Source organism: Klebsiella sp. BIGb0132 (assembly GCF_024810075.1).
Taxonomy (GTDB): Bacteria; Pseudomonadota; Gammaproteobacteria; order Enterobacterales; family Enterobacteriaceae; genus Klebsiella; species Klebsiella terrigena.
Genome location: NZ_JANUDW010000001.1, coordinates 561,144 through 582,593, shown reverse-complemented (window position 1 = coordinate 582,593; position 21,450 = coordinate 561,144). Strand labels below are relative to the sequence as shown.

Genomic DNA, 21,450 nt, shown 5'->3' with positions numbered 1-21,450 from the left:
AAATGGCGCGTCTCAGGCGATGCATTTTACGGCGTTAACATTCTTTCAAAAGCCGCTTTGATTCTGTTCAGACCGTCGAGTAGACGGGATCTCGGGCAAGCAAAATTTAACCGGATAAAGTGCTCACCTTCTTCCCCATAGATTGTGCCTTCGTTCACCCACAACTTTTCTTCTGCTTTAAGCAAGGCGGTGATTTCTGCAGATGAACAAGAAAGGGCTCGGCAATCTATCCAGGCCAGATAGGTACCCTCAAGTGGAATAACCGGGAAGGCGGGTAGGTGCTGATGAAAGAATGCTTTCAGACACTCGAAGTTGTCATGCAGATACAGATTCAGGGCATCCAGCCACGTTTCACCATGATTCCATGCGGCAATCAGCGCCTCTACTGCGAAAGGATTAATCTCACAGACTTCATGGATGTTCAGGACGTTATCGATTTTCTGGCGCATGTCGTCATTTGCCGTATGAATAGCGGCGACCTGTAACCCGGCCAGGTTGAATGCCTTACTGGGGGACATACAGGTTATGGCATTTTGCATGAAACGTTCATTCACGGAGGCAAATGGCGTATAGCGAAAGCCGGGTTGCACCAGATCGCCGTGTATTTCATCGGCGATCGCAATGACGTTGTGTTGCAGGCAGATCTCCCCGATACGCAGCAACTCTTCCGGTTTCCATACCCGGCCGACAGGATTATGAGGATTACACAATAACAATAATCTGGCCTGCGGATCGGCCGCTTTCTGCTCCAGATCGTCGAAATTGATTGTGTAGGTATCCCCTTGACGCAGCAGAGGGTTGGTGATTATCTCGCACCCCTGGTTACGTACAGAGGAAAAAAAACAATTATAAACCGGCGTTTGAACAATAACTTTTTCGCCGGGTTGTGTCAGGGCGCGCACCACAGCGGATAGCGCCGGTACCACACCGGTGGTGTAGAGCAGATGCTGTGGATTCAGGGTAAAGCCATGCCGGCGAGAAAACCAGTTAACGATTGCGGCATAAAAATCCGGCGGGACCTGGGTATAACCGAAAATCCCGTGCCTGGCGCGAGCTTCCAGGGCTTTAATGACCGCAGGGGCGGTGCGGAAATCCATATCGGCAACCCACATTGGCAGAATATTATCTTCCGCTGCTGCATCCCATTTGACGGCATTTGTCCCGCGACGGATGATTAACGGATCAAAATCATCATTCATGATTGTGCCCCGGCATTGGTGGATACCACGATTTCACAGTGCCCGGGATCAATGCAGTTCTCGTCAATAACGATCTCTTCGATGCGTTCAGCGTGGATAAATCCTCCCCGTGGGTTTTTTACGCTCAGTATCGTTCCGCGAATATCCGCCCGCAGCGTGCTGTACTCAAAGCAGAGATCGGTATCGACCATCGTGCAATTTTCCATTACCAGGTCGGTGGCATAGCATAAGGGTTGTTCACCTGAAATCGTGCAGTTAACCAGACGCAGATTTTTGGAATGCCAGCCCAGATACTCGCCGTTGATCACCGAATCATAGACAGTGACATTTTCGGTATTCCAGAAGGCATCTTTTGAATCGAGATGGGCATTTCGAATAACAACGTTACGCGCATCCTGAAACGCATAGTTTCCCTGCAGGCGAAAACCATCAATATCTATTTCTGTACCATTCATAAACAGATAGTCGCCACCGTGGATCTCAACATGACGAAATTTTGCATGGTGACAATTCCAGCAGCATTCGGCGGCATTAGCTAAGCGCGTATTTTCAAGATAAAAGTGGCTTACTTCGCGGAACATTTTCGGCGCATCAACCGTACAGTTAATCATCCGGAGATGACTGGAGTACCAAATCGCTGCACGTGAGTAGACGGTAAACCGGCAGTCTTCGATCTCGGTATTGGTATTATGCCAGAAAGGATATTTCCCCATAAATTCACAGTGTAATGCCTTAATATTTTCGCTCTGCTTCAGTGCTGAATCTCCCGGGTAAAATTTGACATTTTCCAGGCTGATGTTCCGGGAGGAAAACAGGGCGCGCTCACCTTCATAAAAAGTATTTCGGATAGTATTCATTGGTTCACTTTTTCCCATTTGGATGGTGTCCTTCGCCGCAATAGAAGCACAGATGAGTCCCCAGTACTGTCTGATACGAGGACGGCTGGCGAGGTCTGGCATTTATCGGAATCCCGCGGTTAACCTGCTGACGATCGTAAAATGAGAGGCTTTAGAAAATAAACAGGCTAAAACGGCATTCAAATATGAGAAATTTTCATATATATACCGGCATGAGAAGGCGAGGGGTTGACGGGTGACGTCTAAACTGGCGGTGAGGGAGAAATCGACGAAGGCAGAATGAATTATGAATTTTACTCATTACTTCATTTCGATTTATGAGGTTTTAACTCTCACCAGATTCAACCACAATGGATTTACTCAATGTTAGATGATGCCATTAACATGGCGGAGGTATTCAACAGTGGAATATTCAGTATTAAGCAACAACCTTAAAATGCCGATGGCTGGTTTTGGTGTCTTTCAGGTAACCGATAAAGAAGAATGCAAACAGTCAGTGTTGAGTGCTATTCGTGCTGGCTATCGTCTTATTGACACTGCCGCAGTGTACGGCAATGAAGATGCCGTGGGTGACGCCGTTCGTGAAGCCATTGCGTTAGGTTTGTGTCGCCGTGACGAGCTCTTTATTACCTCAAAACTGTGGGTGCAGGACATGGCCAGCTACGATATGGCCAGCGCAGGAATTGAGGCATCGTTAAAAAAATCAGGGTTGGAGTACTTTGACCTGTATTTATTGCATCAGGCCATGGGGGATTATTTCAGCGCCTGGCGTGCGTTGGAAGATGCCTACGACGCAGGAAAACTGAAAGCGATTGGGGTGTCCAATTTCTACGCTCATGTGTTAGTCAACTTCTGCGAAACGGTCAGAATCAAGCCGATGGTGAACCAGGTCGAATTGCATCCTTACTTTGCGCAACCTGCGGCACTTGAAACAATGAAGCAATATAATATTCAGCCAGAAGCATGGGCGCCACTAGGTGGCGGCAGACATAAGCCATATGAAAGTGAAATGCTTCAGGGGATTGCTGATGCCCACAACAAAACGATTGCTCAGGTTGTGCTTCGCTGGAACGTGCAGCGTGGCGTCACCGTCATCCCTAAATCCACTCGTCAGCAGCGTATTGAAGAGAACATGGCTATCTGGGATTTCGCACTGACGGATGCTGAAATGGCTGAAATCGATACCCTTGATTTAGGCTACGTTGGTGATGCGGTAAAACACTTTAACCCTGAATTTGTTCGCGGTTGCCTTGGCTTAAAAATCCATGATTGATTGCCGTCATTCTTGATGTCTTCCCTCCAGCAAGGGTAAAGATAGCGGCAGGCATTGATCTGAAGAGTACCGCCATCTTTCCCCCTTGCTGGAGCGAATTACTGTTTAAGACGCTCAATCAACTGACGCTGGTACTCCGGCAACTGACTGCTGCTGGCTCCCTCAAAGACCAGCGGCGGCAGCCAGGTCATGCCGGCGTGCAGGGCGCTGGCTTTCATCGGTAAAAACACATCTGCAAGCGTCACACCGATCCTACCATCAGGGCCATAAGTCGATGCACCGCCCGCCGCCGTACTGACCACCATCATCTCTTTTCCTTGCCATAAACCGGGTCCTACGCTCCCCCAGGTTTCGTTCAGCCAGGCTTTCATCATTGGCGTAATATTGAACCAGTGGGTCGGGAACATAAACACGATACGCGTATGTTCGCGCATCATTTCTCGTTCTGTTTCACCATTAATATTTCGGGTGTCAAAACCATACAGTGTTTCAAGATTACGCACCGTCACGCCCGCTATGCTTTCTGCTGCCTCCTGTAATCCTTTGGTTAAAACCGAACGCTCGGGATAGGGATGGGAGACAATAACGAGCGTTTTAATATCGGTTTTTTCGCGACTCAGGGCGTGACTGACGGGGAACAGGCCGATAATAACTAAAATGAGACAAAATTCGACCGCCCTGCGTAAGTGTATCCAGTTCATAAAAGCTCCCTCCTCCGGTGTGCAAATGTGCAAGGTATGCGGGTTCTTTAGCGCGTCCACACCTGTTTTGCGTCTTTGGTTCGCAGAGTGTTTTGCGCCATGATCCCGGTCAGATCATGCGGCTGGTAGCACGCTTCCAGATACTGAATATCCTCGGGGAACAGCTGCAGATCGACCGCGTCTGTTGCACCGTCAATGTGCTGTTTTCGAGTCGCACCGACGACCGGCGCAGTCGCTTTTGTCAGCAGCCATGCGAGAGAAACAGCAGTCATGGAAACCTGATATCGTCCGGCAAGTTCAGCTACACGGTCAATGATCTTGCGATCCAGATCCGCCGTTGCATCGTACTTCCCTTTGGCATAATCATCCTCAGCGGCTCGTAGGGTTTGAGTATCAGCCTGACGGGTAAGACGACCACTGGCCAGCGCACTGTAGGGCGTCATCGCAATACCGTCCTCAGCGCATAAGCCGAAAAGCTCCCGTTCATCTTCACGCATAATCAGGTTGTAGTGGCTCTGTACGGAAACAAACGGGGTCAGTCGATGGTGTGCGGCAAGGGCGTTTGCTTTAGCCAGCTGCCATGCAAAGCAGTTGGATATACCAATGGCGCGGATCTTACCGGCGCTAATGGCCTCATGCAGCGCTTCGAGCACCTCAATAATCGGCGTGTTATAATCCCAGATGTGATAGATATAAAGATCGATATAGTCCATGCCGAGATTGCGCAGGCTCTGATTAAGCGACTGTGCAATGGCCTGTTTACCGCTGACGCCGTTGGCAATCTGTTCCGACGTACGGGGCAGGAACTTAGTGGCGACCACCACGTCTTCACGTTTTGCCATGTCACGCAGCGCCTTGCCCACGTATCGCTCGCTGGAGCCGTTTTGATAGGCAATGGCGGTATCGTAGAAATTGATGCCCCGCTCAAGACCATAGCGAATAATGTCGCGGCTTTCTGCTTCGCCCAACGTCCAGCGATGCTGGCCCGTCGACGGGTCGCCAAACCCCATGCACCCCATACAAATACGGGATACCGTTAAGTCACTTTTACCAAGCCGGATATATTGCATTGTTTTTTACTCCGTCTTATCTGGTTCAGGAATGAGCTTATGATTGCTGAAGCTATTGCTGAAGCTGATGCAGGTTTTCCGCAACCATTGCGGGCACAAACTCCCGGATGTCATACGTCGCCATGTCGGGGTAATAGGGATCCTCTTCCAGGATCGCCATCAGGGCATCGCGGCTTTCTGTGTTGGCCATAATGACTCCCGATCTTTCGCGGTCGCTATAAGGCCCGACGACCACAAATGCACCGGTTGAGAAATGATGTCTGAACCACTGAACATGCCCGGGGAACAACGAATCATGCTGTTCTGGTGAGAGCGCATCGCTGACCGTAATGGTGATGATAAACATCGTCTTTTCTCCTTAGCCGGCCACATTCGTGTCAACAGATAAGGTACTCAGCATTGCGACCAGGCGAGAGGCGTGGTCTTGAGCAAGGATTTTCTGTTGGGTGATTTTATCTGTATCCCTGTCGGCATAGCTGATGCCGCAGGTATAAACCGGTTTTTGCCATTGCAGATTGCAAAGTCTGGCCGTGGTTTCGAACGGGGCGAGGTAATCCTCGACGTTGTGTTCAAAGAAGCCATCTGCTGAATACAGTGCCTGTGGCGCGCCGGTTGTGAATGACAGGATCAGTTTTTTACCACCCAGTTTTGCCGTTGAGCCATGCGCGAAGCCATGAACAAAAACCTCGTCCAGCCAGCATTTCATGAGCCCAGGGAGCCCATACCAGGAAAAAGGGAACTGCCAGACAATCACATCTGCCTTCAGCAGGCTTTCCTGCTCAGCGCTAATGTTGATTTTGCCGTCAGGATATAACCAGTCCAGTCGGCGTATTTCAGCGTCAGGCAGGGCAGTCGCCACCTCGTCCAGAATGGTGGCATTGGCCACAGAGTGGTTCAGATCTGGATGCCCGGAAACGATCAGGATATTTTTCATTTTCAATGTGTTAATTAGCCGTTGTTTATCTTGTATTCAGTATAGGGCGACAGCATTGTTTTTTTTAGAGCAGTAATGGCTTAATCACTTTTAGCCTGTAGCTAAAAGTGATTTTTCCTCATTCCAGGATATGTTCCTGAATCCTCACCTTCGAGGATAGCGTGATGAGCTGACCACGCTTCCATGCGTGAAGGTATGGCAAGTGCCATTGACTTGGGTATATTTAGCCTGTAGTTAAAAATTGGCCGGCCATTGCTTAAGGATGATCCTATGAATAACGCCATTTATAATCAGATACGTATCTTTCAAAGCATTGCGCGTGAAGGCAGTATCTCGGCGGCGGCCAGGAAACTTGAAATTACTCCGCCATCGGTCAGCAATGCCCTCAAGCTTTTAGAACAGCACATCGGGCATCCTCTTTTCCTGCGCACCACCCGACGTATTGAGCTGACAGAAACAGGACAACAGTTGCTTGAGCAAACCGCAGCAGCGGTGGACTCGCTGGAAAAGTCGCTGGAAAGTATCCGCGACCAGAATCAGGAACCGTCGGGCCTGGTGCGGATTACGCTCTCACGCTTCGCCTATCTGTTGATTTTTAAGCCCGCGATGGCTGAATTCTGCCGTGAATACCCGGGTATTCAGCTTGAGGTTTCGGTCTACGATGGCACCGTGAACATCATCGACGACCGTTTTGATCTGGGGATTCGCTTTGGCGATATTCTGGAGGGCGGGGTGGTGGCGCGTCCTTTAATGAAACCGTTTCGTGAAGGACTGTATGCTTCTGCAGCCTATCTTGCCGAATATGGTATGCCTGCGGTGCCGGCCGATCTCCGCCAGCACCGGCTTATCGGCTATCGCTTCATCACCAATAACCGCATCCTCCCTCTGATCCTGAATGACAACGGAGAACAACTGACCGTTGAAATGCCCGGCCAGCTTATCAGCAACGATATTGACGTCATGGCCGACGGTATCCGCAACGGGCTGGGGATTGGTCGCTTATTCGAACCCATTCACCGGTTACAGCCAGACAGGGGGACGTTCCTTCCCGTCATGGAGCGCTACTGGAAAACTTATCCCCCGGTTTATCTCTATTACCCGAAAAGCGCAGGCAAAATGAAAAGAGTGAAGGCCCTCATTGAATTTCTGATCGCTCATACAGAAAGATCGAAAGAATGAGTGGCTCTCTCGTTTATACGCCATGACCCGCAGCGAGCATTCGGATGTCATTATTCAGAGTTAAAACAGCGCTTTTGCCTGACATAATGAATATTCCTTACCCGTTTTGGGATTAATGAATTTTTTCTCTCAGCGATCGATCGCTGCCTCCCGTTCCTGGGGATAAAGCTCCCTGGATATCAATGGTCGAAAATTGAGTATCGATTTGTTCTAAATCGGTTTCGCTCAACTCCAGGCTGGCTGCGGGCAAGTTGTCATCCAGATGCTCAATGGTGGTCGCCCCTGGGATGGGAACAACTCAGGACTTTTTAGTCAGCAGCCATACTCAACATATCGCAGTCATCATTGAGCCAGACCGTGGGCTGGCTTGAGGCCGGGCCGGCATCGCTGCCGTTCTTCGCCTGTCGCGCCACGGCTCGTGATTTCTGCTGCCGTTTCCGGATGAAATAACCTAAGAGCCGCGTCAGCGAGGGCGCGGCGATCGCCTGTTTACTGCTTAACCCACACTAACCGATCGACCCGGAAGCCCAGAGCACGGGCGGTGTTAAGGTAGTCCTGCTTGACTGCTTCCGGAAGGGTTGGCGTACGCGACAGGATCCACAGATAGTCGCGGTTCGGGCCGCTGACCAGCGCGTACTGGTAATCTTCATCGAGCTTAATCACGTTATAGCCGCCGTAAAACGGCCCAAAGAACGAGACCTTCAGCGCCGCAGTGGTCGCCGGACCGGTGAAATAGGCCTTTCCTTCGCTCTCATTCCACCTGTTTTTCTGCGGATCGTAGCCGCGGTTCAGCACGCTAAGACCACCGTCGCTGCGTTTGCCGTAGGTGGCGCTCACCTGCTCAAGGCCGCGCTCGAAGCGGTTTTCCAGGCGCGCGATTTCGTACCATTTACCCAGATAACGGCCAGCGTCAAAGCCGGTGACAGGCTGCACACCTTTTGGCGGCGTGGGGGATTTACAGGCCACCAGGGTCAAGGCGATTGCAACACCGGTTGCAACGGGCCATAGCTTCATGAGAACTCCTTTCATCTGCGCAGTTGGGAGTAAAGTGTAGTGCAAACTTTCCGCACTTCATTCAACCCGAAATGATTCGTAGTATATTGAGAGTATTCTTTATGATCAGGTACCCGCTATGTCTTACTCCATCGGGGAATTTGCCCGGCTTTGCGGAATCAACGCCACCACGCTTCGCGCCTGGCAGCGTCGCTACGGCCTGCTAAAACCGCTGCGCACCGACGGCGGACATCGCCAGTACAGCGACGACGATATCCAGCAGGCGCTAAAAATTCTCGACTGGGTCAAAAAAGGGGTGCCTGTCAGCCAGGTTAAGCCGCTGCTGGCCCGCCCCGGCCCGCGACGTACCAACAACTGGGTCAACCTCCAGGAGACGATGCTACAGCGTCTCAAAGAGGGGAAAATCGAATCCCTGCGCCAGTTTATTTACGATTCTGGCCGCGAATATCCTCGCCCTGAGCTGGTCACTGAAGTGTTGCGCCCCCTGCGCAGTAAAGTCTCGGCCAATGTTCCTGCCATGATGACCCTGCGCGAAATCCTCGACGGCATTATTATCGCCTACACCTCGTTTTGCCTTGAAGGGGATAAAAAAGCGCCCGGCGATAACGTCCTGATTACCGGCTGGCACCTGGCCGATCCGTGTGAAATCTGGCTCGAAGCGCTCAAGCGCACCGGCCAGGGGCAGCGCATTGACGTACTTCCCGTCCCGCCCGCCGCGCTGGCTCCGGAAATCTTCCCGGAGCGCAAATGGCTGCTGGTCACCAGCGGCAAGCTTACCGCCGTTCGCAAAAAGCAGATCGTTCTCTGGCAGCAGGGCGTTTCCCTCGACGTTATTTCTCTGTAGTTTCTTTCGTCCACTGCCGATGTTGTTCCTCACGCGCCACCGCAAAGGTGGCGTGCCTGCGTGTGATTATCAGAAATTAAGCGCCTAAAGAACTTAATTTAATTGATTGAAATACATTAAGTAAAAAAATAATATCATTATAAACTTGGACAAATAAACTTAATTGTCTAAGTTTTAACTATGCGAGTGCGCTACGTTGTTTAACGTCAGGGTGAGACTTATGAGCACAATGCCGTCCGTTATCAATCGGTTTGTTGAGTACTACGCCGGACTGGATAACCAGCCGCCATCGGCGCTGGCCGCGCTCTATGAGGCTGACGCCACGCTTATCGATCCGTTTGGCGAGCACCGGGGGCTTTACGCCATCCAGCGCTACTTCACCCATCTTCTGGCCAACGTGGAGCACTGTCGCTTTTCCATCGATCCGCCGCTGTGCGACGGCCACTTTTTTGTCGTGACCTGGACCATGCACTGGTCGCACCCGCGCATTGACGGAGGCGCGATCCTGACGTTGCCGGGATGCTCGGTAGTAAAGATTCAGGGCGAGATGATTACTAGCCAGCGCGACTACTACGATGCTGGCGAGATGATCTACGAGCACCTCCCGCTGCTGGGGTGGGCGGTGCGCAGCGTGAAGCGCAGGGTGCGCCCATGATGACTGTCCTCATCACGGGCGCAAGCTCCGGGATTGGGGCCGGACTCGCCAAATCCTGGGCCGATGACGGCTACCGCGTCATCGCCTGCGGGCGGGATCGGGCCCGCCTGGAGGCCCTGCAGCGCTGCAGCCCAAACATCGCCATACGCCTGTTCGATATGACAGACAGGGACGCCTGTCGCCAGGCGCTGGCGGGCTATTCCGCCGAGCTGACGATCCTCTGCGCGGGGACCTGTGAATATCTGCAAAATGGGGTGGTGGATGCCGCCCTGGTGGAACGGGTCATCACCACCAATTTTCTGGGCCCCGTCAACTGCCTGGCCGCGCTTGAACCGCAGCTGGTTTCGGGAAATCGCGTGGTGCTGGTCAGCTCGATGGCGCACTGGCTGCACTTCCCACGCGCCGAGGCATACGGTGCGTCAAAAGCTGCGTTGACCTGGTTTGCTAACAGCCTGCGGCTGGACTGGGAGCCCAGGGGTATCGCCATCACCGTGGTTTCGCCGGGCTTTGTCGATACCCCCCTGACGCGTAAAAATGATTTCCCTATGCCCGGACGGGTCAGCGTGGAGAGCGCAGTGAAGGCTATCCGGCGCGGCTTGTCCAAAGGGAAAGACGATATCGCTTTCCCGACGGGGTTCGGTCTTATCCTGCGCCTGCTTGCTGCTCTTCCTGTCGGTCTTCAGCGTACATTTCTGCGCAGGATGGTACGCTCATGAACATCGCCATTATCGACAGCGGCATCGCCGGGCTGACCTGCGCCTGGCGGCTCGCCGGGCATCATCAGGTGACGCTTTTCGAAGCAGAGCCCACTGTTGGCGGGCATACCGCGACGGTCGATGTCGCGACGCCGCAGGGCATCTGGGCCATTGATACCGGGTTTATCGTCTACAACGACCGCACCTATCCCCGTTTTATCGGCCTGGAGTACAACGAACATACCTTAAGCTCGTTGTTTGCCCGGCGTCGCAATCTGGTGAGCCCGAGGTTCTGGGGATTGCTAAAAGAGATCGCCCGTTTTAATCGGCTGGCAAAAGGGACGTTAGGCAACGTCGATCGGCACGCCACGCTCGCCACCTTTCTGGAACAGCACCGCTTCAGCGCGTTTTTCGCCCGCCATTACATTCTGCCGATGGGGGCCGCTATCTGGTCATCGTCGCTGCATGTGGCTGTATTACCTCAGCTACTGCGAAGCGGGGTTCAACGCCCGCACCATTAGCGTGGTGCAACTGACCGCAGAACGCGTATGAAGCGCCGCTATTTGCCGGTCTTTTAACAAAACCGAGATGAAGAAATTCGACCTAACCGTGGGAACCGCCACGCTTTTCTTCACACGCAAAACGCCGTAAAGAGGATAGAGTCATGAATACGCAACCTGTTGTTGGGATCAGCGGCTGTTTAACCGGCTCGGCCGTACGGTTTGATGGCGGACATAAGCGGATGGCCTTTGTGATGGATGAGCTGGCACGGTGCGTGACCTTCAAACCCATCTGCCCGGAGATGGCCATCGGCCTGCCGGTTCCTCGCCCGGCGCTGCGTTTGTTGCAAACTCGGGAAGGGGATATTCGCATGCGTTTCAGCCACGCACCGCACGACGATGTCACGCAGAAAATGGCTGATTTCACCGAGCATGCTCTTCCGCGCCTGGGCGAATTGTCGGGGTTCATCGTTTGCGCTAAATCGCCGAGCTGCGGCATGGAGCGCGTGCGGCTGTACGATGAAGAAGGCAATCGCGGGCGTAAAGAGGGCGTGGGGCTTTTCACCAGGGCGCTGCTGGAGAAATACCCGTGGCTACCGATAGAAGAGGATGGCCGCCTGCACGACCCGCAGCTGCGTGAAAATTTTGTCGAGCGCGTTTTCGCCCTGCATGAGCTCAATAGCCTACGAGCTAACGGCCTGAATCGTCGTGGTCTGCTCGATTTCCACAGCCGCTACAAACTGCAGCTGCTTGCGCACCATCAGGCGCGCTACCGTGAGATCGGGCCGTTCGTCGCCTCGCTGCACGAATGGCAGGATCTGGACGCTTTTTTCGTGGCCTACCGCGAAAAACTGATGGCGATCCTCAAGCAACCCGCTTCGCGGAAAAATCACACTAACGTGCTGATGCATATTCAGGGCTACTTTCGTGAGCAGTTGAATACCCGTCAGCGCGGTGAACTGCGCGACGCAATCCTCCACTATCGTGCCGGGCTGCTGCCGTTACTCGCTCCCTTAACGCTGCTGAAGCATTACCTGGCGGAATACCCGGATCGCTACCTGTTAACGCAGAACTACTTTGATCCCTATCCGCAGGATTTAGCCCTGCGCCTGACGGTAAATTAAACCGGCCGCCCGGCATAGCGCCTTTCTGAGCCACTATTTTACCGGTACTTAACGTCGCTAACGCGCGTTTTGAAATAACAGCATCACTTTTGTGCTTAACTTTTTTTGTCATGAACCAGGTTGCTGAGCTTATTTTTTTCATCATCAATGCCGATGCTGTTTATTAATATGGTTGACGACAGTTCCGGCGATAAATAATGAAAGCGGGCTTTTTCAGGCGCATCGTCCCTTGAGGTACAAGAAGGGGCGACGCGCGCGCTGGCGGCGGATGCGGCGAAACTACGGGCCAGAGATGCTTGTGGCAAGAGCGGTAGCGATGGGTTACATTGTGATTAACACATTTTCACATTTCTGTTCCGTGATTCTGTCAATACACTGCTACGCCGTTGGGTTGGTTTATATGGATAACAGAATGTTAACTGATATTTCATATCGTCATTTCGTCGAAAATGTGAAAGATTACGCTATCTATATGCTGGAGTTGGATGGGACGATTGCCAGCTGGAATGAGGGCGCGCGCCAGGCTAAGGGCTACACCAGCGATGAGATTATTGGCAGTAACTTCAGCATATTTTACAGCGAAGGCGAGCAGCAATCAGGAGAGCCGGCGAGAAACCTGGCGCTGGCGTTGAAAACCGGCAAATTCGAGGGGGAAGGGTGGCGCTACAGAAAGGACGGTTCGTCATTTTGGGCGCACGTAGTAATAGACGCTATCCGCAATGACGACGGGACTTTACAGGGTTTCGCCAAAATAACCCGGGATATTACCGAACATAAGCAAGTGATAGATAAGCTCTCGTGGATGGCGAGGTATGATTCTCTGACCGGGCTACCTAATCGGGTGGCGTTTTTTGCGTTTGTCGAAGGATTGATCGCGGGTAATAACTATCCTCAGCTGGCTATTTTCACTATAGACCTTGATAAGTTCAAGGAAATAAATGACGTTGAGGGCCATCTTATTGGCGATCTGCTGCTGCAAAGAGTTTCGGCAAATGTCGCTAAAATGGTCAAGAACGATGAGCTGGTGGCCCGGTTTGGTGGTGATGAGTTTGTGGCGGTAAAGCCGTTTGAGTCTGCTGAAGAACTCGATCTCTTTACCGAGAAGCTGCAGGGGTGCTTTAGCGGAATACATGATTTTGCCACTACCTCGGTTTCAGTCATTGCGAGCATCGGCTTTTCTGTTTTTCCTCGCGACGGTACCGATCTTAATACCTTAATCAGCAACTCAGATCTGGCTATGTATCGTGCCAAATCTGATATCGACAATAAGGTATGCCGCTACGAGCCTGAGATGGACGAGCGAACGCGTAAGCGCAATCAAATGATTTCGGATATCAGGCAGGGGATCAAGGAGGACCAGTTTTATCTGCATTATCAAGAAAAGCGCTCGATCTCCGGAAAGCAGGTGACGGGATATGAGGCTTTACTACGCTGGCAGCACCCAGAACTCGGGCTGATATACCCTGACGAATTTATTCCCCTGGCGGAAGAGAGCGCGACGATTATACCGCTGGGCTATTGGGTATTAGAGCAGGTATGTCGTGAAGCACTGGTGAATAAAATTCACAAGAAGGTTTCGGTAAATATCTCTCCGGTGCAGCTGCGCCATCGTGATTTTATAGACAACGTCCGCGGAATTTTAATGAGAACCTGTTTTCCGGTTAGCCTCCTTGAATTCGAGGTCACGGAGACGGCGTTTATTGTCGATAAAAAGCTGGTGTTTAACGTTCTCAATCAAATAAAAAACATGGGGATCAGTATCGCCCTTGATGATTTTGGCACCGGCTACTCCTCCATTAGCATGCTGCGTGAATTTCATTTTGACCTCATCAAAATGGACCGCAGTTTTCTGCAAAACATTGAGAACGACACCGAAGTTCGCTCCTTCGTGAGGGCGGTTATCTCGCTCAGTAAATCGATTAATACCCCGCTGATTGCCGAGGGCGTTGAGACCCTGGAGCAGCTGAAAATCCTGAAAGATGAAGGCTGCAACGAAGTCCAGGGCTTTCTTTTTGGCAAGCCGACGATCATTGGGCAATTAAAAAAGTAGCCTCTCAGGCCCTTCATCGCGGCGCCGTAAGCGGGCCCGAGAGGTCTGCCTGCCGGCAGGAAGCCGGCTTCTGCTGCGGCTCACTCAGCCAATAAAACCTGCCAATGAAAAACCTCCGGACCCCCGATGGGGCAAGCGCGAGAGCATTGACATTAAAACTACCAACTAGTAGGTTTGTTTTCACCGATCGCAAAATCACCCGCCGATTATGGCCGATGCGCGTCGGTTGATTAACGCCAGCCTCGGCCTTTAAAGCGGCTGGCGGCCATTAGATTTTTCCTGCGGGAATCGCTTCTCGCGTTTTTGTTTGTCGGTTCAATGTTAATAGTGTGAGCGAAAATATGACAACCTCTTCACTTTCCGCTGGCCAGAAAATAGCGCGCCTGCTGCTGGTGGGCCTTATTCCTTTAGGCGTGATACTGCTCTTTCTGTGGGCTGGCGGCTGGCTGGCACCGAACCGCCTCAGCGCAGACAAGCTGGTGACGGTTCTGCAAAAATCGGGCGGCGAGCACCCGGGCTTTCGACGCAATCATGCCAAAGGCGTCTGTGTTGTGGGCCGTTTTATCTCTAACGGCAACGCCAGCGGGCTGTCGCGTGCGGCGCTGTTCGCCGCCGGAGAAACCCCGGTAACGGGCCGCTTTGCCATCGCCGGCGGCAACCCCAACGCGCCGGATTATGCCGTTCCCGTGCGCAGCATGGCGCTGGAGTTCAGGCAGGGGAACGGGGAGCAGTGGCGCACGGGAATGAACGCCATGCCGCTGTTCCCGGTCTCCACCGTGGAAGAGTTCTACGAACTGCAAACCGTCACTTTGCCCGACCCGGCAACCGGCAAGCCTGACCCTGACAGACTGAAGGCGTTTGTCGGCTCGCACCCTCAGCTGCAGCGCTATCTGGCCTGGGCAAAGCAGTACGTCCCCTCGTCCAGCTGGGCGAGCGATCGCTATAACAGCCTGAATGCGTTTCGCTTTATTGATAAGGCCGGGGCCGGGCATCTGGTTCGCTGGAGCATGGTGCCGCGTACCGGCTATCAGCCCCTGAGCGAGGCGGATAAAAGCGATAAGGATTTCCTGCAGCACGATATCACGCAGCGCCTGGCTCAGGGGCCGCTGCGCTGGGATCTGCTGATTACCGTCGCCCAACCGGGGGATGCAAGCAACGATGCGGCGAAGCTCTGGCCTGACGATCGCCAAACCATCAATGCCGGTACGCTCGAGCTGGTGAGCGCCACCGCGCAGGAGAGTGGCCCCTGCAACGATATCAACTACGATCCGCTGATCCTGCCGACCGGGATCGCCGCCTCGGACGATCCTCTACTCAACGCGCGGTCGTCGGCCTACGCCAAATCGTATAACGCGCGCACCCGCGAACAGTCCCAACGGTCAGGAGCCCACTTATGAAACAGGTAACCCATTTTCATCCGGCGCTGCGCTGGCTGCACTGGCTGATGGCCGCGGCAATCGTGGCGATGCTGTTTATTGGCGTGGCGATGGTGTCCACGGTTTCGTCCCTGCACGCGCTGCTGGTGTCCATTCACAAGCCGCTGGGCCTGATGATCCTGCTGCTGGTGGTGGCGCGGCTGTGGCTGCGTTTTTACACCGCGGTGCCGCCTCTGCCGGGCACCATACCCGGCTGGCAGCGGCGGCTGGCCCATCTTTCGCACTGGATGCTCTACGCCATGATGATCCTCCAACCGCTGGTCGGCTGGGCGATGCAGTCGGCCGCGGGGTATCCCGTCTCCGTCGGCGGGGCCTTTATTTTACCGCCGATCGCGCCGGTGAATAATGACTGGTATGCGCTCCTGCGCCCGCTGCACTCAGCGGTTGCGTTGCTGCTGTTTATCACCGTGATGCTGCATCTGGCCGCCGCGCTATTTCATGCTTTAGTGCGCCGCGACGGCGTCTTTGAAAGTATGTCCGGCGGCGGCAGGCGATAAGCGCCTGAGGTCGGCGAAAACCGTGCCGAACGATTTTCGGCACGGGGCAGGGGGGATTAATCCGGGTTCATGGCGCGGAAAAGCGTATCAAACGAGCCCTCTTTTTCCGCCCAGCGGCGGCCTTTATCGCCGTCAAGCAGGATCTCCCCGCGCGGGTGCTGTTGGTTTTCAATTAATACCATTACGCGGGAGATGTATTCCGCCAGCGGCATCGCCCTCGGGTCCACGGCCTGCGCGCTGCCCGTCAGCCCGGTCTGCACGTACGGCGGCGACAGCTCAAGAACCTCAACCGGGATATGTCGCATCTGATGACGTAACGAGATCAGCCACGAGTGCAGGAACGCCTTGCTGGCGCAGTAGGTTGGGAAATCTGCCTTAGGCACAAATGCCAGCGCGGAGCTGGTTGCCATAAAGGTGGCGTCAGCCTGGCCCTGAATCAGCGGCAGGAAGGCCGCCGCGAAGCGGAGGGTGCCAAGTATGTTGGTCCTGACTATCTCCTCTGCGACGGACGTATTCCCGCCGTCGGTGAGGAAATTTTCGCTGCGCGAAATACCGGCGTTGGCGATCAGCACGTTGAGCTGCGGAAAGCGCGTTTTGACCTCTGAGGCCACGGCGGCAGGCATCGTCTCATCGTCCGTATCGAGCCTGAAGCCCGTCATTCCGGGATGCGCGCGGGTGATGTCATCGAGCAGGGCCCGGCTGCGCCCGGTGATGATGACCCGGTTGCCGCGGGCGTAAAACGCTTCGGCCAGCGCGCGGCCGATACCGCGGGTGGCGCCAGTAATCAGAATGGTGTTACCGCTAATATTCATAACATTGTCCTCTCCGGATAGAGCAGATGGAAAGGCGGCGAGGGGCTATCGGATCGGTTGTCGTCGCTGATAGCCGCCTGAGATGGGAACGTCGCCGCAGAGATCCCCTATTCTCTGCTGAGACCCTGGGGTATCCGGGCGCGTTGGATGACGGTAACGCCTACGGCATTGTGGCAATGCCCGATGAGTATATTGACGCCCTCTGAGATCGGCAAGTGAATTATCTGGCCAGCGACCGTCGGCTCGATCCCGGCCCCAGTTTGGGCATTAGCAGGTCTACCTGTTGGTAGGTTTCCTGCCAACGCTCTGATAATATGCACCTTATTCAGTACGATATGCACATGCGGATCCGACTATGACGACTGAGCGTTCACCGAAAGCAAACGAGATTATTTCCTATACCCGACAGCTACTTACCTCCGGTGGCTACCAGAGCTTCAGCTTTGCCGATATCTCTGCCAAGGTGAATATTCGCAAGGCGAGCATTCATCACCACTTCCCGAGCAAGGCGGAGCTGGTGAAGGTGGTGGTCACCGAGTATCGGGAAGAGGCCCGGGCCGGAATGCAGGCGATGACCCGGCAGATGAATGACCCGCTGGCTGAACTTCAGGCCTACGTCGACTACTGGGCGACCTGCATTCGCGAGGGCTCCTCACCGTTTTGCATCTGCGCCATGCTTGCCGTTGAGCTGCCGACGCTGCCGGCGGAAGTGGCCCGCGAAGTGAGCGGTCATTTCGCCGATCTTAGCGAATGGCTGGCCACGTTGCTGCGCAGAGGGGAAAGCGAAAAGCGCCTGCGGCTCCCCGTCAGCCCTGCGGATGAGGCTAGCCTGCTGATGGCCACGGTGCACGGCGCGATGCTGTCGGCGCGCGCCTTTAACGATGCGGATATTTTCCGCAGGATCGTGCAACCGCTGATCGACAACCTTCACGCATGATCCTGCTCCGTAGCGGTTAATGGATGCTGGTATGTCGCCTTTAGAACGTCGGAGAGGCCTTGCGCCAGCAGCTGACGCGGGGCATCGCTCCCGTCAACGGGGAGTAGCGTCCTGCTGCATATTCTCCAGCGTCCGTCGCGGCACTCAAGCTCCCAGCGGTTAACGACAACCCGATGGATGCGGTATCCGGTGGAGGTGCCGTGGTTGGCCATTTCCCGCGGCGTGCCTTCTTTATCCAGCTGCAAAAGCTGCAGATAGGAGGTGACCACCGCCGTATCGCCGCGCAGGTCGATAAGCGGTAATCCGGCAAAATGCGCCAGCCCGCCCTGGATAGCCTCTTCGTGCTCCGGCCTGAGAATAAAGGCCGCAATCGCCTCCACGCCCTGCGCGCCGTCCAGCCCCGCGCCGCGGTTGAAAACGCCGTCCTCGGTATAGACGGACGCCGTATATTCAGCGACCCCGCTGTCGGCGCTGGGCGGATGAGAAGCAATAAGTTCATAGATCGCTAATTTGGCCTCGATTATTCGCAGCCGTTGTTCGGTCGTCAGTTGATTTTCATTAGCCATACGGCGTCTCCTCCTGGTATTGCAAACCTGATTGAAGCGGTATGAGCATAATAATTGTTTTGTACGGCTATATAATCGGCTACAAACTTGATGCAGTGATTAGCCAGATTTAATAAAGGAGCGACGGATGATAAGCCGCGCGCAGTTCCCTGCGCTTAATACCTTTGTGATGGTCGCCGAGAAGCTCAACTTCAGGGCCGTTGCGGACGCCCTGGGCGTCTCCGCATCCGCCGTCAGCCAGCAAATTAACGGCCTGGAGGAGCAGCTGGGGCTGCGGCTTTTCAACCGAACAACGCGTTCCGTCAGCCTCACCGAGGACGGCAGGGGGCTGTATCTCCAGGTCGCCCCGCTGCTGGAGAACCTTGCCGGCGCGCTGATGCAGGCGCAGTCCCGCAGCCGAATCATCAAGGGGCATATTCGTCTTCACGCCTTTCGCTCGGCGGCGGAAATGTTCCTCGACGGCAGGATCCCCGCTTTTCTTGCCGCTTTTCCCGACGTGCACGTGGATATTGCTGTCCACGATTCTCCCGTCGATCTCATCGCCGGCGGGTACGATCTTTCGCTGCGCCTCGGGGAGGTGCTGGCGCCCGGATTAGTGGCGGTCCCGGTCGGCGGGCCGCTGCATCAGATAGTCGTGGCAGCGCCCTCCTGGCTGCAAACGCATGGCGGCATCGAGAGGCCAGAGGATTTAAGCCACCACAACTGCATCGGCTGGCGGTGGCCGGGCGCGGCAGTGCCGGAGCCCTGGCAGTTTTCTTATAACGGCCGGCTAAAAAATATTGCGGTGAGCGGGAATCTGGTGGTGGACGATCGCGAGCGCCAGTATCAGGCGGCCATCGCCGGCGTCGGGGTGGCTCAGGTTACCGCAGAGAGGGTGAGGCCGCACCTGCTTTCCGGCGCCCTGCAGCGCATTCTTAGCGCCTGGGAAACGGAATTCGCCGGATATTACCTGTGCTGGACGGCGGGGAGGGCGATGTCGCCGGCGATGAGGGCCTGTATCGACTGGTTACGCGATGAGCCGCAGATGTCTCAGGCCTCAGGCGGCTCTTGTCCGGGTGGAGAACCTCAAGGAAAATTACCCTGAGGCGGGCGGCTCCTTGCCGAATTTTTCATGAAATCTGCGCACTATGCCGCCAAGATGCCAGTGCAGCTTCTCCTGCGCCTGCTGGTCCCGCTCCTGCTCCAACAGCCCAACGATGGTTTCATGATCGACCTGGGAGTTTTGAAACTCTTCCGGCGTTCTGGTCAGATGGTTCAGGAAGGCGCGGATGCGGTTGATGCTGGTTTTATAAAAGCCGATCAGCTCCCGGTTCTGGCTGGATTCAATAATCGCCATATGGAACGCTGCATCTGCCTGGCGGTAGCTCTCCGGCGCGTTTTGTAGCGCCTCGCGTCCCCGGGCTACGTGCTCTTTCAGCAGAGTGATTAGCGCGTTGCGGTCGTGGCGAAGCGCCAGCGTTAGCGCGCCGGCCTCCAGAATTTGCCGCATTTCGCAGGTTTCCCGCATCTCCTGCTCGTTGAACTCAAACACGAAGGTGCCGCGCTGGGGGAATATTTGTACCAGGCGTTCCATTTCCAGCTTTTGCAGCGCGGCTCTGACCGGCGTACGGCTCACGTTGAGCTGGGCCGCAATATCATTTTCTGAAATTAACGAGCCGGGCTCTATTTGGCAATTAACGATGAGGTCACGAATGTGATCGGCCAGAATACTACTCAGTGACTGAGGGCGGATTATCTTCTTTGAGGACCAGTCAATAAGTAGTTTATCGGAGGACATAGCGTGGCGTACTTCCTTAATACAAATAGCCTTTATTGCCGCCATAGTTGCACGATCCGATTTAAGATGCAAGGTGTAGTATACAAGATACATCCCCCTCAAACGGTGGCCCATTCGCCGTGTGAGGGGGAGAGAATCAGGAGGTGAAGAGGTACTCCTGATGCCGGATGTGCTCAGGGTTGAGCGCCATCCCCATGCCCGGCACTTCAGGCACCCGAATCAGGCCATTTTCCGGGACCAGCGGTTCGCTGAGGAAATACTGGTGAATATCGTTCCACTTCACCAGGTACTCCTGATACGGCGTGTGGATCGGCGACTGGGTGCTGGTAAAGTGGGCCGTCGCGATGGTGGAGTGGCCGTGCGGAATGACCTGCAGGTCGTACATCGTGGCGGCCGCGGCGATTTTTAAGGTTTCAGACAGGCCGCCGCACCAGTAGATATCCGGCTGAATAACGTCCAGCACGTCGGCCTCAAAGAAGCGTTTGAAGCCCCAGCGGGTATATTCATGCTCGGCCCCAGCCAGCGGGATAGTCAGCCGCTCCTTCAGGCGGCGCATGCTGTCGATTCTGTCCGGCATCACGCACTCTTCCAGCCAGCGCGGGCGGTAGGGCTCGATGGCCTTTGCCAGTTCGATGACGTAGGTCACGTCCATCGACTGCCAGCAGTCAAACATCAGATCGTAATCCTCGCCCACCGCCTCGCGCAGGGTTTTCACCAGCTCAACGTTCTTCTTTAATCCCTCTCTGCCGCTCATCGTGCCGTGGCGGAAGAACCATTTTTGTCCGCGATAGCCCAGCGCTTTATACTGCAGCGCGCGCTCGCGCACTAATCCCATATCCTGGACGGCAAAGCCCAGCATCGAGGCGTAGGCTGGGATCTCCTCGCGAATCGAGCCGCCCAGCAGACGATAAACCGGCTGCTGCATCCACTTGCCGCGAAGGTCCCACAGCGCGCAGTCGATCGCGCTGATCGCCAGCATGGCGTCGCCCTGGCGGCCGTGAATCAGCGCCCGATGCATCTGGTCCCACAGGCGCTCGCTGTCGCGCGGGTCCTGGCCCAGCAGTAAAGGGCGCAGCTGGCCGTGGACAATCGAGGCGACGGCGTGGGGAACGGGGCCCGCCAGCCCTTCAACGCCTTCGTCGGAGATAATTTCCACAAACACGGTGGAGATAGAAAATCCCTCTTTCAGCTGCACGCCGCCGTCATGGTTGTCGACGACGCGATACTGGGCGTACACGTCGGTCGGACGAGCGAGGCGCTCCTCCCAAAAATCCACTTCCCCGGGCAATACGCCCTTAACCTGAAGTAACCGGACGTCGATAATCTTCAT

22 protein-coding genes and 3 pseudogenes are annotated in these 21,450 nt (G+C 54.7%); 14 read left to right on the top strand and 11 right to left on the bottom strand.

Annotated features, from left to right (window positions below; translation table 11 throughout):
* Positions 1-26: 26 nt before the first annotated feature.
* A complete protein-coding gene (locus M2416_RS02715) occupies positions 27-1,199 on the bottom strand; it encodes a MalY/PatB family protein (RefSeq protein WP_259221963.1) in 1,173 nt (390 codons plus the stop codon).
* The gene (locus M2416_RS02710; protein ID WP_259221961.1) at positions 1,196-2,158 is read right to left on the bottom strand and encodes a DUF3737 family protein; all 963 of its coding nucleotides are present in this window, start codon (positions 2,156-2,158) and stop codon (positions 1,196-1,198) included. The genes M2416_RS02715 and M2416_RS02710 overlap by 4 nt, the downstream gene beginning before the upstream one ends.
* 301 nt (positions 2,159-2,459) lie before the next feature.
* Here M2416_RS02710 and M2416_RS02705 point away from each other — a divergent pair, with 301 nt between their 5' ends.
* A complete protein-coding gene (locus M2416_RS02705) occupies positions 2,460-3,329 on the top strand; it encodes an aldo/keto reductase (protein ID WP_076945100.1) in 870 nt (289 codons plus the stop codon).
* 98 nt (positions 3,330-3,427) lie between these two features.
* Here the strand turns inward: M2416_RS02705 and M2416_RS02700 are convergent, their stop codons facing one another.
* The 4 genes from M2416_RS02700 to M2416_RS02685 are packed head-to-tail and all read right to left on the bottom strand — an operon-like array spanning position 3,428 to position 6,034.
* Positions 3,428-4,030 carry an NAD(P)H-dependent oxidoreductase gene (locus tag M2416_RS02700; protein WP_076945101.1) on the bottom strand — a complete coding sequence of 201 codons (603 nt, stop codon included), beginning with the start codon at positions 4,028-4,030 and terminating at the stop codon, positions 3,428-3,430.
* A 47-nt stretch (positions 4,031-4,077) separates the two neighbouring features.
* On the bottom strand, positions 4,078-5,100 hold the full coding sequence (locus M2416_RS02695; protein ID WP_259221957.1) for an aldo/keto reductase: 1,023 nt from the start codon (positions 5,098-5,100) through the stop codon (positions 4,078-4,080).
* Between the two features lie 52 nt (positions 5,101-5,152).
* The gene (locus M2416_RS02690; RefSeq protein WP_259221955.1) at positions 5,153-5,446 is read right to left on the bottom strand and encodes a YciI family protein; all 294 of its coding nucleotides are present in this window, start codon (positions 5,444-5,446) and stop codon (positions 5,153-5,155) included.
* 12 nt (positions 5,447-5,458) lie between these two features.
* Entirely contained in the window at positions 5,459-6,034 is a 576-nt protein-coding gene (locus tag M2416_RS02685; protein ID WP_259221954.1) for an NAD(P)H-dependent oxidoreductase, read from the bottom strand.
* Between the two features lie 270 nt (positions 6,035-6,304).
* Between M2416_RS02685 and M2416_RS02680 the strand changes: the two genes are divergently transcribed.
* Positions 6,305-7,213 carry a LysR family transcriptional regulator gene (locus tag M2416_RS02680; RefSeq protein ID WP_076945105.1) on the top strand — a complete coding sequence of 303 codons (909 nt, stop codon included), beginning with the start codon at positions 6,305-6,307 and terminating at the stop codon, positions 7,211-7,213.
* Positions 7,214-7,702: 489 nt separating this feature from the next.
* Here the strand turns inward: M2416_RS02680 and M2416_RS02675 are convergent, their stop codons facing one another.
* Positions 7,703-8,227: a lipocalin family protein gene (locus tag M2416_RS02675; RefSeq protein WP_076945106.1), complete on the bottom strand. Its 525-nt coding sequence runs from the start codon at positions 8,225-8,227 to the stop codon at positions 7,703-7,705.
* A gap of 118 nt (positions 8,228-8,345) precedes the next feature.
* On the opposite strand from M2416_RS02675, the gene M2416_RS02670 reads away from it, so the two are divergent.
* From M2416_RS02670 to M2416_RS02630, 10 genes and pseudogenes are all read left to right on the top strand, one after another.
* The gene (locus tag M2416_RS02670) at positions 8,346-9,071 is read left to right on the top strand and encodes a MerR family transcriptional regulator (RefSeq protein ID WP_259221950.1); all 726 of its coding nucleotides are present in this window, start codon (positions 8,346-8,348) and stop codon (positions 9,069-9,071) included.
* 220 nt (positions 9,072-9,291) lie between these two features.
* On the top strand, positions 9,292-9,726 hold the full coding sequence (locus M2416_RS02665) for a nuclear transport factor 2 family protein (RefSeq protein ID WP_041144851.1): 435 nt from the start codon (positions 9,292-9,294) through the stop codon (positions 9,724-9,726).
* Complete coding sequence (locus M2416_RS02660) at positions 9,723-10,442, top strand: SDR family NAD(P)-dependent oxidoreductase (protein ID WP_259221949.1); 720 nt, start codon at positions 9,723-9,725, stop codon at positions 10,440-10,442. The genes M2416_RS02665 and M2416_RS02660 overlap by 4 nt, the downstream gene beginning before the upstream one ends.
* Positions 10,439-10,885: pseudogene (locus M2416_RS02655) on the top strand (NAD(P)-binding protein); the annotation flags it as partial. The gene M2416_RS02660 and the pseudogene M2416_RS02655, both read left to right, overlap by 4 nt.
* Positions 10,881-10,973, top strand: a pseudogene (locus M2416_RS02650) (hypothetical protein); the annotation flags it as partial. The pseudogenes M2416_RS02655 and M2416_RS02650, both read left to right, overlap by 5 nt.
* A 21-nt stretch (positions 10,974-10,994) precedes the next feature.
* Positions 10,995-11,072, top strand: a pseudogene (locus M2416_RS26920) (DUF3833 domain-containing protein); the annotation flags it as partial.
* Positions 11,073-11,085: 13 nt separating this feature from the next.
* On the top strand, positions 11,086-12,045 hold the full coding sequence (locus M2416_RS02645) for a YbgA family protein (protein WP_076945110.1): 960 nt from the start codon (positions 11,086-11,088) through the stop codon (positions 12,043-12,045).
* A gap of 400 nt (positions 12,046-12,445) precedes the next feature.
* Entirely contained in the window at positions 12,446-14,095 is a 1,650-nt protein-coding gene (locus M2416_RS02640) for a putative bifunctional diguanylate cyclase/phosphodiesterase (RefSeq protein ID WP_076945487.1), read from the top strand.
* A 341-nt stretch (positions 14,096-14,436) separates the two neighbouring features.
* The gene (locus M2416_RS02635) at positions 14,437-15,492 is read left to right on the top strand and encodes a catalase family peroxidase (RefSeq protein ID WP_076945488.1); all 1,056 of its coding nucleotides are present in this window, start codon (positions 14,437-14,439) and stop codon (positions 15,490-15,492) included.
* Positions 15,489-16,028, top strand: coding sequence for a cytochrome b (locus M2416_RS02630; protein WP_076945111.1), 540 nt, complete (start codon positions 15,489-15,491; stop codon positions 16,026-16,028). The genes M2416_RS02635 and M2416_RS02630 overlap by 4 nt, the downstream gene beginning before the upstream one ends.
* 56 nt (positions 16,029-16,084) lie before the next feature.
* Here M2416_RS02630 and M2416_RS02625 read toward each other — a convergent pair whose 3' ends face one another.
* Positions 16,085-16,840, bottom strand: a complete 756-nt coding sequence (locus M2416_RS02625; protein WP_259221946.1) for an SDR family oxidoreductase — start codon at positions 16,838-16,840, stop codon at positions 16,085-16,087.
* A gap of 355 nt (positions 16,841-17,195) precedes the next feature.
* Here M2416_RS02625 and M2416_RS02620 point away from each other — a divergent pair, with 355 nt between their 5' ends.
* Positions 17,196-17,777, top strand: coding sequence for a TetR/AcrR family transcriptional regulator (locus M2416_RS02620; RefSeq protein WP_076945114.1), 582 nt, complete (start codon positions 17,196-17,198; stop codon positions 17,775-17,777).
* Here M2416_RS02620 and M2416_RS02615 read toward each other — a convergent pair.
* On the bottom strand, positions 17,768-18,343 hold the full coding sequence (locus tag M2416_RS02615) for a nuclear transport factor 2 family protein (protein ID WP_259221944.1): 576 nt from the start codon (positions 18,341-18,343) through the stop codon (positions 17,768-17,770). The genes M2416_RS02620 and M2416_RS02615 overlap by 10 nt on opposite strands.
* 127 nt (positions 18,344-18,470) lie before the next feature.
* On the opposite strand from M2416_RS02615, the gene M2416_RS02610 reads away from it, so the two are divergent.
* Positions 18,471-19,427, top strand: coding sequence for a LysR family transcriptional regulator (locus M2416_RS02610; RefSeq protein WP_259221943.1), 957 nt, complete (start codon positions 18,471-18,473; stop codon positions 19,425-19,427).
* Here M2416_RS02610 and M2416_RS02605 read toward each other — a convergent pair.
* The gene (locus M2416_RS02605) at positions 19,419-20,120 is read right to left on the bottom strand and encodes a GntR family transcriptional regulator (protein WP_259221940.1); all 702 of its coding nucleotides are present in this window, start codon (positions 20,118-20,120) and stop codon (positions 19,419-19,421) included. The two genes, M2416_RS02610 and M2416_RS02605, sit on opposite strands and share 9 nt — an antisense overlap.
* A 136-nt stretch (positions 20,121-20,256) precedes the next feature.
* Positions 20,257-21,450: an enolase C-terminal domain-like protein gene (locus M2416_RS02600; RefSeq protein ID WP_259221938.1), complete on the bottom strand. Its 1,194-nt coding sequence runs from the start codon at positions 21,448-21,450 to the stop codon at positions 20,257-20,259.

Bases quoted from the DNA above. Each gene is read 5' to 3' on its own strand.
- M2416_RS02715 (WP_259221963.1), bottom strand. From the start codon at position 1,199: ATGAATGATGATTTTGATCCGTTAATCATCCGTCGCGGGACAAATGCC.
- M2416_RS02710 (WP_259221961.1), bottom strand. From the start codon at position 2,158: ATGCCAGACCTCGCCAGCCGTCCTCGTATCAGACAGTACTGGGGACTC.
- M2416_RS02700 (WP_076945101.1), bottom strand. From the start codon at position 4,030: ATGAACTGGATACACTTACGCAGGGCGGTCGAATTTTGTCTCATTTTA.
- M2416_RS02695 (WP_259221957.1), bottom strand. From the start codon at position 5,100: ATGCAATATATCCGGCTTGGTAAAAGTGACTTAACGGTATCCCGTATT.
- M2416_RS02690 (WP_259221955.1), bottom strand. From the start codon at position 5,446: ATGTTTATCATCACCATTACGGTCAGCGATGCGCTCTCACCAGAACAG.
- M2416_RS02685 (WP_259221954.1), bottom strand. From the start codon at position 6,034: ATGAAAAATATCCTGATCGTTTCCGGGCATCCAGATCTGAACCACTCT.
- M2416_RS02680 (WP_076945105.1), top strand. From the start codon at position 6,305: ATGAATAACGCCATTTATAATCAGATACGTATCTTTCAAAGCATTGCG.
- M2416_RS02675 (WP_076945106.1), bottom strand. From the start codon at position 8,227: ATGAAGCTATGGCCCGTTGCAACCGGTGTTGCAATCGCCTTGACCCTG.
- M2416_RS02670 (WP_259221950.1), top strand. From the start codon at position 8,346: ATGTCTTACTCCATCGGGGAATTTGCCCGGCTTTGCGGAATCAACGCC.
- M2416_RS02665 (WP_041144851.1), top strand. From the start codon at position 9,292: ATGAGCACAATGCCGTCCGTTATCAATCGGTTTGTTGAGTACTACGCC.
- M2416_RS02660 (WP_259221949.1), top strand. From the start codon at position 9,723: ATGATGACTGTCCTCATCACGGGCGCAAGCTCCGGGATTGGGGCCGGA.
- M2416_RS02645 (WP_076945110.1), top strand. From the start codon at position 11,086: ATGAATACGCAACCTGTTGTTGGGATCAGCGGCTGTTTAACCGGCTCG.
- M2416_RS02640 (WP_076945487.1), top strand. From the start codon at position 12,446: ATGGATAACAGAATGTTAACTGATATTTCATATCGTCATTTCGTCGAA.
- M2416_RS02635 (WP_076945488.1), top strand. From the start codon at position 14,437: ATGACAACCTCTTCACTTTCCGCTGGCCAGAAAATAGCGCGCCTGCTG.
- M2416_RS02630 (WP_076945111.1), top strand. From the start codon at position 15,489: ATGAAACAGGTAACCCATTTTCATCCGGCGCTGCGCTGGCTGCACTGG.
- M2416_RS02625 (WP_259221946.1), bottom strand. From the start codon at position 16,840: ATGAATATTAGCGGTAACACCATTCTGATTACTGGCGCCACCCGCGGT.
- M2416_RS02620 (WP_076945114.1), top strand. From the start codon at position 17,196: ATGACGACTGAGCGTTCACCGAAAGCAAACGAGATTATTTCCTATACC.
- M2416_RS02615 (WP_259221944.1), bottom strand. From the start codon at position 18,343: ATGGCTAATGAAAATCAACTGACGACCGAACAACGGCTGCGAATAATC.
- M2416_RS02610 (WP_259221943.1), top strand. From the start codon at position 18,471: ATGATAAGCCGCGCGCAGTTCCCTGCGCTTAATACCTTTGTGATGGTC.
- M2416_RS02605 (WP_259221940.1), bottom strand. From the start codon at position 20,120: ATGTCCTCCGATAAACTACTTATTGACTGGTCCTCAAAGAAGATAATC.
- M2416_RS02600 (WP_259221938.1), bottom strand. From the start codon at position 21,450: ATGAAGATTATCGACGTCCGGTTACTTCAGGTTAAGGGCGTATTGCCC.